Genomic DNA, 11,185 nt, shown 5'->3' with positions numbered 1-11,185 from the left:
CCGTGCCCGTTGCCCGCGCCGTGCCCGTTGCCCGCGCCGTGCCCGCCCCGGTGTTCGGGGGAATGGCCGTTCCCCGCGCCGCGGTGGGCCGGACTGTCTGCGGCGGCAGGCGCCACACCGCCGATCAGCAGGGCGGATACAGCCAGGGTCAGGACGGCAAGGCTTCCGCGACGTGATGTTCGGCGGGAGGGGTGTTGGACGGGGCTCATCTTTGCGCTCCTTCGGGACAGGGGACGGTCACACCAAGGGGAGCAGTCTGTCGCACCGCCGGCCCGGCAGCAATCCAAAACCCCACATCCGTCCTGTGGGCGGGCGGTTTTCCTGCAGCTTCACGCTCCGCCTGCCGTTTGCCCCGGACCCCTTCCTGTGGCCGGCGGGGGTGTCGGGAGGGGTGCCGGGACGGCTGCGCTGCGCTACGCTGGCGATATACCGACCGCCTGTTCAGTAATCCATGATGTGCAGCCCCGGCAATGCCGCCGGAACGCTGTTCCCCGCGAAAGGTTCCGAGATGACGGCAACGGCCCTCGACGTCGAGTACGTGCCCAGCTATGTCCGAGACGCCTGGTGGACACCCGGCGGCAGCGCCCCCGGCACCGAGGTGCGGGATGCCAGCACCGGGGAGCTGCTCGCCCTCGTCAGCAGTGACGGACCGGATACGGCCGCTGCCGTCGAGCATGCCCGGACCACCGGCCAGGACGAGCTGGGAAAGTACACCTTCCACCAGCGTGCCCTGCTGCTGAAGGACCTTGCCACCTTCCTCAACGGACACCGGGAGGAGCTCTATGAGGTGTCCGCGCGCTCCGGTGCCACGCGCAGGGACTCGCTGGTGGATATCGACGGCGGGATCGGCGTGCTCTTCGCCTACGGGTCCAAGGGCCGGCGCGAGCTGCCCAATGCCACCGTAATCACCGACGGTGCCGTGGAAACGCTGTCCAGGGACGGTTCCTTTCTCGGGGAGCACCTCTACACCCGGCGCCCCGGGGCGGCCGTGCAGATCAACGCCTTCAACTTCCCGGTCTGGGGCATGCTGGAAAAGCTTGCCCCGGCATTCCTCGCCGGCGTCCCCACCATCGCCAAGCCGGCCACTCCCACCGGGTACCTCGCCGCCGCCGTCGTGCGCCTGATCATGGAGTCCGGCATCCTGCCCGCCGGATCGCTGCAGCTGATTTCCGGTTCCGCGCGGGACCTGCTGGACCATTTGGACTACCGCGACATGGTTTCCTTTACCGGCTCGGCGTCCACTGCGGACAAGCTCCGCGCCCACCCGAACGTCGCGGTGGGCGGAGTTCGCTTCACGGCGGAGACGGATTCCCTCAACGCGGCGATCCTGGGCCCGGATGCCGTTCCCGGAACTCCGGAGTTCGAGGCCTACATCAAGTCGCTGGTGACCGAAGTGACCGTCAAAGCAGGGCAGAAGTGCACCAGCATCCGCCGCGCACTGGTGCCCCGTGCCCTGGTGGACGACGTCGTGGCCGCCGCCGCGGAGCGCATCCGGCAGCGCGTGGTGCTGGGTGATCCGCGCGCCGCAGAGGTGACCATGGGTGCGCTGGCTTCCCTGGAGCAGCTGGAGGCGGTCCGCGCCGCCGTACGTTCCCTGCTGGAGGCCGGCGGTGAACTGGCGCTGGGCACGCTGGACGCGCCCGACGTCGTACTCGCGGACGGCCGTACCGGTTCCGCGCCGGACGGGGCATTTATGGCACCGATGCTGCTGACCTGGCCCGATGCCGACGCGGATGCGTTGCACACGGTCGAGGCGTTCGGACCCGTCGCCTCGGTAGTGGGATATGACAGCGTGGCCGACGCCGTGCGGCTGGCAGCCCGCGGCGGCGGATCGCTGGTGGCAACGGTGTGCACCAATGACCCGCAGGTGGCGGCCGAGGTGCTCACCGGCATTGCCGGCCACCACGGCCGGGTGCTCATCCTCAACCGGGAGGACGCCGCGAGTTCCACCGGCCACGGATCACCCGTGCCGCACCTGGTCCACGGGGGTCCCGGACGTGCCGGCGGGGGAGAAGAGCTCGGCGGCATCCGGGCGGTGCTGCACTACATGCAGCGCACAGCCGTGCAGGGCTCACCCAACATGCTCACCGCCCTCACCGGGATCTGGCACTCCGGCGCAGACCAGCGGTTCGACGCCGGACATCCGTTCCGCAAGCCGCTCAGTGAACTGCGGGTCGGCGATGCGGTGCGCTCCGACCTGCGGACCGTCGCCCTTGAGGATATTGCAGCCTTTGCGGAAACCACGGGCGACACCTTCTATGCGCATACCGACTCCGCTGCAGCTGAGGCCAATCCGTTTTTCCCCGGCATCGTGGCGCACGGCTACCTGCTGCTCTCCTGGGCTGCCGGGCTGTTCGTGGATCCGGCGCCGGGGCCGGTGCTGGCCAACTACGGGCTGGAGAACCTGCGGTTCATCACCCCGGTGGCTGCCGGGGATGCCATCCGGGTCACGCTCACGGCCAAAAAGATCACGCCGCGGGAAACGGACGAGTACGGCGAAGTGGCTTGGGACGCCGTGATCACCAACCGGAACGACGAGCTGGTCGCCACCTACGACGTCCTGACGCTGGTGGAGAAGTGACCTAGCAGTCTCCGGCACGTACCACCCAGCCGCAGGCCGTTTCCGGGCTCAGCACGTCGCTGACCCACACCACGCCGTAAGCGGCCAGGGCGACGCTGGCGACTGCCACTACGGCCCACAGCCAGCGGCGCCGGTGTCTCATGAGCCGGAAGTCCCGCGGGTATGCAGTCCGTCAAAGACCATGGTGATGATGTTGTCCGCCAGCTTGTCCGCGGGCAGCGGGCCGCCGGGCCGGTACCATTCCACAATCGAGTTGATGGTGCCGAAGAGCAGCCGGGTGGTGGTGCGCGGGTCAATGTCGCGGCGCACTGAGCCTTCGCGCCGGGCCGCGTCCACCAGATCGGCCACACGGTGGTCGAACTCGCGGCGGCGGGTCAGGGCATTGCGTTCAATTTCCGTGTTGCCGCGCAGGCGCAGCAGCAGGGTCACGAAGGGCAGGCGCTGCGTAAGCACCTCGATGGTGCCGCGCAGGACGAATTCCAGCCGTGCATCGGCGGCGCCCGTGGACGCCTGCGGATCATCCAGAACCGCCTCCAAGCCATCCAGCGCATGGTCCAGGGCCAGGCGGAGCAGATCGCCCTTGGATGGCACATGATGGTAGATCGCCGACTTCGACAGCCCCAGGTTCTCGGCCAGGATCCCCATGGACGTGGCCTCGTAGCCGTGCCGGTTGAACACATCCACCGCCATGTTCAGCACCGTCTGCTGGTCATATCCCGGGCGGCCCCGGCGGGGCGCTGCGGCAGGGGGAGTGGCGTCGGCATCTGGCATGGCGCCATTTTCCCACGTCCGCACCCGCTTCCCCGCTACGCGGTGCCCGGTTCCTGTGCAGTGTCCCACAGTGCTTATGGTCAGCGGATCCCCGTGACACCGGACCGCAACCCCGCCGGGGACATCCCGGTGCCGCAGCAGCGGCCCGCAGGCTCATGCTCAGCCCTCATGCCCGGGCACGGAACAGGCAGGTCAAGACCAGGCAGGGGAAGCCCGGAGGAGATACAGGATTTCCCAGAGGACGCCGCGGGGCATGGCGTACCCTGAGGAAGTGATTCTTTCTGCGGCCGCAGCCGCCTTCGGTCCCGTGCGGCCTCCCACTTCTTCCCTCCTCCCGGAGTGGCTGGATCCGCAGGTTTTCCTGGCTGATCCTGCGCTTGGTCCGTGGGTGGTGCTGCTGGTCTGCGGCATTGTATTCGCCGAAACCGGGCTCCTCATTGGCTTTTTCCTGCCCGGTGATTCCCTGCTGTTCACGGCCGGACTGCTGGTGGCCACCGGCACCATCAACATCAACGTGTGGCTGCTCGCCCTGCTGATTTTCATCAGTGCCTTCGTGGGCGACCAGACCGGCTATTACATCGGCAAAAAGACCGGCCCGGCCATTTTCAAACGCCCCAACAGCAGGCTGTTCAAACAGGAGAACGTGCGCCGTGCCGAGGTGTTCTTCGAGCGGCACGGCGGCAAGGCCGTGATCCTGGCCCGCTTTGTGCCCGTGGTGCGTACGTTCACCCCGGTGGTGGCTGGTGTCGCGCGGATGAACTACCGCACCTTCGTGGCATTCAACGTCATTGGTGCCTTCCTCTGGGGCGTGGGAGTCACCATGCTCGGGTACGTACTGGGGGACCGCGTGCCCTTTGTCCGGGAAAACCTGGATCTGATCTTCGTGGGCGTAGTGGTGCTATCCGTGATCCCGATCGTGTTCGAGGTGCTGCGCCAGTCCCATAAGGCCGCCACCAAGGACGACGGCGAGCCCGCCGGGTCCGTCGCTCCCGCCGAGTCGGTCGCTCCCGCCGGGTCCGCTGCCGGTAGCGGACAGGCACCTGATGCTGCCGCTCCCACCGCTCTCAACGCAGCCGAAACCTCCGCTCCCACTACTGCTTCCGGTCAGGCCGTGCGCGGGTCCGCCGGTTCTGCAGGATCCGCAGGAGAGTCCGCAGGGCGTCCGGCCCGGCATGCAGCGGCCACTGATGGCCGCCGGTTCGCCGGGCCCAAACCGAAGGTCGAAGGCGCCGGTTCGGCAGACTGAGCCCGAAGCCCGAAGCCCGAAGCCCGAAGCCCGAAGCCCGAAGCCTGAGCCTGAGCCTGAGCCTGAGCCTGAGCCTGAAGCCTGAAGCCTGAAGCCTGAAGCCTGAAGCCTGAAGCCTGAAGCCTGAAGCCCGGCCCGGTTCCCTCCACACCTACCGGTTTCGCTGCCATTCGGGCCGGCTCACTGCCCTTTTGGTGCGGGCCTTCATCGGTCTCGGGCTCGAGGCAGGTTCTCGGTTGTGGTCCCCGGGGCCCTTTTCCTGCCTGGCTGCGTGGAGCGTCGCCTTCGGGCCCGCTTGGACACCGACCGGAACGCCCTGTATCTCCCCACCCCACCCCCGCCGCAAGGTTCGGCATACCTCTGGATGCACCGTGGCCGGCGCCCGCTTCTCCAGTCATGGTCGGTGCCCCCAGTGCCAGCCAACCGCTCTTCCGGCGTGTTTGCCGGTAACGATTGGATAACAGGCTGGACGCCAATATGCCGTCTGACCTGCACGTATACCAATGCGCTTTTTTGACCGTCGTTATGGGAGCGCTCCCACTTGACTTGTGATCTGTCACACACCAGCATTTAGGCATTGCTTGTGGGAGCGCTCCCACCACCAGGCGTCACCGCCGATCCGGGCACACAGGGCGCATCCGTTAGGCATCGGCACGGCAGGCGCGGAAAGCCGCGGACGCACTCGTGCACTCGTCACAGACAAAGGAGTCAGCAATGAGTACCAAACCGACATTGGCCGCCCGTGCGCGCCGCCGCGGTCCCGCAGTTGCCGCATCTGTTGCAGCTGCAGCCCTTCTCCTGACCGCCTGCGGCGGCGGAGATGACGGAGCAGCCGGAGAAGACGGCCAGGTGACGCTCAGCGTCAGTACCTTCAACGAGTTCGGGTACGAGGACCTGTTCGAGGAGTACATGGACGCCAACCCCGACGTGAAGATCGTTCATGACAAAAAGGCCACGTCCAACATTGCCCGCGACAACCTGAGCACCAAGCTCGCTGCCGGCTCGGGCCTTTCGGACATCGAGGGTATCGAGGTGGACTGGCTGCCCGAGCTCAAGCAGTACCCGGACCAATTCGCTGATCTGGCCAGCCCCGAGGTGGAAGACCGCTGGCTGGAGTGGAAAACCGAAGGCGCAACCACCGAGGACGGCAAACTCATCGGCTACGGCACCGACATCGGTCCGGAAGCCATCTGCTACCGCTCGGATCTCTTCGCCGCTGCCGGACTGCCGACCGACCGCGAGGAAGTCGCAGCCCTGCTGGAAGGCGACTGGGACCACTACTTCGAGGTGGGCGAGAAGTTCACCGCGGCCTCCGACGTCGCCTGGTATGACTCGGCCATGGCCACCTACCAGGCCATGATCAACCAGGTGGAGAACGCCTACGAGGAAAATGACGGAACCGTCATCGCCACCGAGAACCAGGAAGTAAAAGACATTTACAACCAGGTCCTGGAGAATTCCGTGGACAAGGGCCTCTCCGCCCACCTGGAACTCTGGTCGGATGACTACAAGGCAGGCTTCCAGAGCGGCGCCTTTGCCACCACCTTCTGCCCGGGCTGGATGCTGGGCAGCATTGAAGGCAACGCCGCCGGCGTCGAAGGCTGGGACATCGCCAACGTCTTCCCGGGCGGCGGCGGCAACTGGGGCGGCTCCTACCTGACCGTGCCCACACAGGGCAAGAACCAGGAAGAAGCCATCAAGCTGGCACAGTGGCTGACCGCCCCCGAGCAGCAGATCAAGGCCTTCGAAGCCAAGGGCACCTTCCCCAGCCAGACCGAAGCGCTGGAATCCGAAACCCTGCTGAGCTCCACCAACGAGTTCTTCAACGATGCGCCGGTGGGAGAAATCCTGGCCGAACGTGCGGAGGCCGTCACCGTGACGCCCTTCAAGGGCGAGAAGTACTTCCCCATCAATGACGCCATGCAGCAGGCACTGAACCGCGTAGACGTGGTCAAGACCGATGACGCGGCCTCCTCCTGGGAGAAGTTCGTGACCGGGGTCAACGCCCTGCAGTAGCCCCCAAACCTCCGGTGCCTGTGGCCGCCGCCCGCGCGTAGTCCCGCGGGAAGGGCGCCACAGGCACCGGAACCAACTTCTTTCCCCTTGAACGTTAGGAAGATAGCCATGGCTGTCGCCGTCAAGCCGCCGCCGGTGCGCACGCCGGTCCGCAGGATCGGGTTCCGCAGCAAGCTCGCCCGCTGGGACGTGAAAGTCTCCCCCTACCTCTACATCTCGCCGTTCTTCATCCTTTTTGGCATTGTGGGCCTTTTCCCGCTCATTTACACGGGCTGGGTTTCACTGCACAACTGGAGCCTCATCGGCGGCAACCAGGGTTTCGTGGGCGCGGAGAACTACACGTTTATCCTGTCGCAGCCTTATTTCTGGAATGCCGTGGGCAACACCTTCAGCATCTTCCTGATCTCCGCCGTTCCGCAGATCATCATCGCCATCGCCATCGCAGCGGTCCTGGACGCGAACCTGCGCGCCAAGACCTTCTGGCGGATGGGCGTGCTGGTGCCCTACATCGTGGCCCCGGTGGCCGTGGGCCTGATCTTCAACCGGCTCTTCGCCGATGATTCCGGCACCATCAACGCCCTGCTCCTGGCCGTGGGCCTGGACCCGGTGGGATGGCACTCCAACCAGCTGGCCAGCCACGCAGCCATTGCCACCATGGTGAACTTCCGCTGGACCGGATACAACGCCCTGATCTTCCTCGCCGCCATGCAGGCGGTTCCCCGGGACATGTACGAGGCCGCCATCATTGACGGCGCCAGCCGCTGGCGCCAGTTCATCTCGGTGACCGTGCCGATGCTGCGGCCCACCATCATTTTCGTGGTCATCACCGCCACCATCGGCGGTCTTCAGATCTTCGACGAGCCGCGGGTCTTTGACATCACCGGACTCGGCGGGGCGGACCGGCAATGGCAGACCCTGACCATGTACATCTGGGAAATGGGCTGGGGCCAGCGCAGCTTCGGACGCGCCTCGGCGGTCGCCTGGCTGCTGTTCGTCATCATCGTCATCATCGCCGCCCTCAATTTCCTCATCACCAGACGGATCGCCACTCAGGGAGGACGCAGATGACTTCCGTACCCATGGTTGAACAAACCGCCGGCCGGAAGGCCGCCGACGCGGCCAAACGACGCCGGGAACGGACCGGGGCACGCCCGCCGCGGCCCGGGCGCCCGGGACGCGGCCGGAAAACCGGCGGCTACAACCGGCGGCCCGGGTTCCTGACCTACGGGCTGCTGGGAGCGGTGATCCTCGGTTCGGCGCTTCCCATTCTCTGGTCCGTCCTGGTGGCCAGCCACGACAGCGACGCCCTGGCCTCGGGCATGACCCTGCTGCCGGGCGGCAACTTCTTTATCAACGCCGCCACCGTGCTGGACAGCATTCCGTTCTGGAAGGCGCTGGGCAACAGCGTCCTGGTGTCCACGGTGACGGCAGCGTCCGTGGTGATCTTCTCCTCGCTGGCAGGTTTCGCCTTCGCCAAGCTGCGGTTCCGGGGCAGCAAGGTGCTGCTGGTGTTCGTCGTCGCCACCATGGCCGTGCCCACACAGCTGGGTGTGGTTCCCCTGTTCATCGTGATGTCGAAGCTGGGTTGGACCGGCACCATGGGGGCGGTTATTGTTCCGGGCCTCGTCACCGCGTTCGGAGTGTTCTGGATGACGCAGTATCTGCGGGACGCGCTGCCCGATGAGCTCATCGAAGCCGTCCGGATGGACGGCGCGAACATGTGGCAGGCGTTCTGGCATGTAGCCCTGCCGGCGGGCCGTCCGGCAGCCGCCATGCTGGCGCTGTTTACCTTCGTGGCCACATGGACCAACTTCTTCTGGCCGTTCATTGTGCTCAACGCCCAAAACCCCACCCTGCCCGTGGCGCTGTCCCAGCTTCAGTCGGCGCGCTTCGTGGATTACTCGGTGGTGCTTGCCGGTGTGGTGCTTTCCACCATTCCGCTGTTTATTGTCTTCGCCGTCGCCGGACGGCACCTGGTTGCAGGAATCATGCAGGGAGCGGTCAAAGGATGACGCAGAACAACAACGGCCAGTTCCCCCCGGGGTTCCTGTGGGGCGCGGCCACCGCTGCCTACCAGGTGGAGGGGGCAGCCTCCGAGGACGGCAGGAAGGACTCCATCTGGGACACCTTCGCCCGGGTTCCCGGTGCCGTGGCCAACGGCGACAACGGAGACGTTGCCTGCGACCATTACCACCGACTCGACGAGGACGTAGCGCTCATGCAGTCCCTGAATCTGGCCTCCTACCGGTTCTCGACCTCCTGGGCGCGGATCCGGCCCGACGGCGGTGCCGTGAACCCCGCGGGCCTGGACTTCTACAGCCGGCTCACCGACAAACTGCTGGACGCCGGAATCAAACCCTGGCTGACGCTCTACCACTGGGACCTGCCGCAGGCACTGCAGGACGCCGGCGGCTGGGCCAACCGCGACACCGCCTACCGCTTTGCCGAGTATGCGCTCAGCGTCCACGATGTCCTGGGGGACAGGGTGCAGGCCTGGACCACCCTGAACGAGCCGTGGTGCTCGGCCTACGTGGGCTATGCCAGCGGGGAACATGCGCCGGGGCTGCAGGACCGGTCGCAGGCCGTTGCCGCCAACCACCACCTCCTGCTCGCCCACGGGCTGGCCGCGCAGGAACTGCGGGCACGGGATGCAGCGCTGGAGCTGGGGCTGACCCTGAACTTCACGGTTGCTGATCCGCTGGATCCGCAGAACCCGGATGACGTGGACGCTGCCCGCCGCATTGACGGTCAGTTCAACCGGGTCTTTGCCGACCCGGTGTTCCGTGGCCAGTATCCCGAGGATGTGCTGGCGGATCTGGCGCCCTACGGGCTCCAGGGCCATATTCGCGACGGCGACCTGGCCGCGATCAGCACCCCCATCGACTTCCTCGGTGTGAATTATTACCACGGTGAGGCGGTGACCAAAACCGAACCGGCGGTGGCCATTACCACTGCCGCTCCCTCTGCACGGCCCACGGCCAGCCCGTATCCCGCCGCGGACGGTGTATACACCGTGCCGCGCGGGCTGCCGGTGACCAACATGGGCTGGGAAATCCAGCCTGAGGGCCTGCATCGGCTGCTGATGCGGCTGCAGCGCGAATACACCGGCCCGGCCGGCGTGAAGCTGTACATCACGGAAAACGGTGCGGCGTTCGACGACGACGAGGTGGTGGACGGCGTGGTCCGGGACGAGGACCGGCTGGGGTTTATCGAAGCGCACCTGGCCGCGGTCCAACAGGCGGCAGCGGACGGTGTGGATGTCCGCGGCTACTTTGCCTGGTCACTGATGGACAACTTCGAATGGGCCTGGGGCTACGCGAAACGGTTCGGCATAGTCCATGTGGACTATGCCACGCAGCAGCGAACGCCAAAGGCCAGCGGCCGGTGGTTCGCCGAAGTTGCCCGTGCCAACGAGTTGCCGGAACGGTCCTCCGGAGCGGGGTCCCATGTCGTATCGTCGGTAGGGTGAGCAGCTTGGACCCCGGCACCCGCACCGCGCCGGTCAAACCCCGCAGGGCCAGCCCTACGCTGGAGGACGTGGCGGCGCTTTCCGGTGTCTCCCGCTCCACTGTTTCGCGGGCGATTAACGGCGGGGCACGGGTGAGCGCCCAGACTCAGGCCGCCATTGATGCGGCCATTGGTGAGTTGGGGTTCACCCCCAACCGTGCGGCCCGGTCCCTCGCCACCAGCCGCGCCGATTCCATTGCCCTCGTCATTCCGGAACCGGACGGCCGGGTGCTGGTGGACCCCTTCTTCGCCATGACGCTGAACGGCATCACGGAGTCGCTGAAGGACACGGAAGTCCAGCTGGTGCTGCTGATTGCCCGGCAGGGCGAGAAGGAAGGGCAGATCATCCGCTACCTGCGCAGCGGACACGTGGACGGAGCCATTGTGGTCTCCCACCACAAGGCGGACGCCTTGGAAACCCAGCTGGCGGATGCGCCCCTGCCGGCCGTTTTTATCGGACGCCCCTGGCAGGACCGGGACGGATTGGTGTTCGTGGACACGGACAACCGCACCGGAGGACTGCTTGCTGCCCGGCACCTGGTGGAGCGGGGCTACCGCCGCATTGCCACTGTCACGGGACCGGCGGACATGACCGCGGCCCAGGACCGGACCGAAGGATGGCGGGCAGGGCTGGCAGAAGCGGGCCTGGCACCGGCGGGAATGGAAAGCGGCCAGTTCACCACCGAGGGCGGTGCGGCCGCAGCGGCCAGGCTGCTGGACACTAATCCGGACATCGACGCCATCTTCGCGGCGTCGGATCTTATGGCCCTGGGTGTGCTGAACGTGCTGCGCGAGCGGGGTCTTTCCGTGCCCGGCGATGTGGCGCTGGTGGGCTATGACAACCACCAGCTTGCCGCGTCCAGCACCCCGGGCCTGACCACCGTCATAAACCCCATGATCGAAATGGCCCGGCGTGCCTCCGAGATGCTGCTGCAGGAAATCGAGGAGCCCGGCTCCCGGCTGGAACCGGCGGTGTACCCGCCGGAACTGGTGATCCGGCACTCCGCCTAGGCTACCGGGACATTCCGCCGCCCTTAGACACCTCGCTCGTTCCTCGCTCGGCG

The 11,185-nt window shown here is 66.5% G+C and carries 8 protein-coding genes and 2 pseudogenes; 7 read left to right on the top strand and 3 right to left on the bottom strand.

The window, feature by feature from the left end; translation table 11 throughout:
• Window positions 1–209 (bottom strand): annotated as a pseudogene (locus AC5RVB_RS08835) (hypothetical protein); the annotation flags it as partial.
• Between the two features lie 299 nt (window positions 210–508).
• On the opposite strand from AC5RVB_RS08835, the gene paaZ reads away from it, so the two are divergent.
• Window positions 509–2,581 (top strand): phenylacetic acid degradation bifunctional protein PaaZ, encoded by a 2,073-nt coding sequence (paaZ, locus tag AC5RVB_RS08830; RefSeq protein ID WP_494142501.1) that lies wholly within the window; start codon window positions 509–511, stop codon window positions 2,579–2,581.
• A 1-nt stretch (window position 2,582) separates the two neighbouring features.
• Here paaZ and AC5RVB_RS08825 read toward each other — a convergent pair whose 3' ends face one another.
• Window positions 2,583–2,723 carry a hypothetical protein gene (locus tag AC5RVB_RS08825; RefSeq protein WP_227902441.1) on the bottom strand — a complete coding sequence of 47 codons (141 nt, stop codon included), beginning with the start codon at window positions 2,721–2,723 and terminating at the stop codon, window positions 2,583–2,585.
• Entirely contained in the window at window positions 2,720–3,352 is a 633-nt protein-coding gene (locus tag AC5RVB_RS08820) for a TetR/AcrR family transcriptional regulator (RefSeq protein WP_227928624.1), read from the bottom strand. Before AC5RVB_RS08820 ends, AC5RVB_RS08825 begins: the two co-directional genes overlap by 4 nt.
• Window positions 3,353–3,605: 253 nt before the next feature.
• On the opposite strand from AC5RVB_RS08820, the pseudogene AC5RVB_RS08815 reads away from it, so the two are divergent.
• The 6 genes and pseudogenes from AC5RVB_RS08815 to AC5RVB_RS08790 all read left to right on the top strand — a co-directional run.
• A pseudogene (locus AC5RVB_RS08815) lies at window positions 3,606–4,286 on the top strand (VTT domain-containing protein); the annotation flags it as partial.
• A gap of 1,026 nt (window positions 4,287–5,312) precedes the next feature.
• Window positions 5,313–6,614: an extracellular solute-binding protein gene (locus tag AC5RVB_RS08810; RefSeq protein WP_227928625.1), complete on the top strand. Its 1,302-nt coding sequence runs from the start codon at window positions 5,313–5,315 to the stop codon at window positions 6,612–6,614.
• A gap of 108 nt (window positions 6,615–6,722) precedes the next feature.
• Window positions 6,723–7,682, top strand: coding sequence for a carbohydrate ABC transporter permease (locus AC5RVB_RS08805; RefSeq protein ID WP_227902438.1), 960 nt, complete (start codon window positions 6,723–6,725; stop codon window positions 7,680–7,682).
• Window positions 7,679–8,626 carry a carbohydrate ABC transporter permease gene (locus AC5RVB_RS08800; protein ID WP_227902437.1) on the top strand — a complete coding sequence of 316 codons (948 nt, stop codon included), beginning with the start codon at window positions 7,679–7,681 and terminating at the stop codon, window positions 8,624–8,626. The genes AC5RVB_RS08805 and AC5RVB_RS08800 overlap by 4 nt, the downstream gene beginning before the upstream one ends.
• Window positions 8,623–10,083, top strand: a complete 1,461-nt coding sequence (locus tag AC5RVB_RS08795; protein ID WP_227902436.1) for a GH1 family beta-glucosidase — start codon at window positions 8,623–8,625, stop codon at window positions 10,081–10,083. Before AC5RVB_RS08800 ends, AC5RVB_RS08795 begins: the two co-directional genes overlap by 4 nt.
• Window positions 10,080–11,132: a LacI family DNA-binding transcriptional regulator gene (locus tag AC5RVB_RS08790; protein ID WP_494142500.1), complete on the top strand. Its 1,053-nt coding sequence runs from the start codon at window positions 10,080–10,082 to the stop codon at window positions 11,130–11,132. Before AC5RVB_RS08795 ends, AC5RVB_RS08790 begins: the two co-directional genes overlap by 4 nt.
• Window positions 11,133–11,185 lie beyond the last annotated feature (53 nt).

The sequence above is a fragment of the Arthrobacter sp. Y3225209 genome, assembly GCF_059090685.1.
This window is presented reverse-complemented; position numbering and strand designations above follow the sequence as displayed.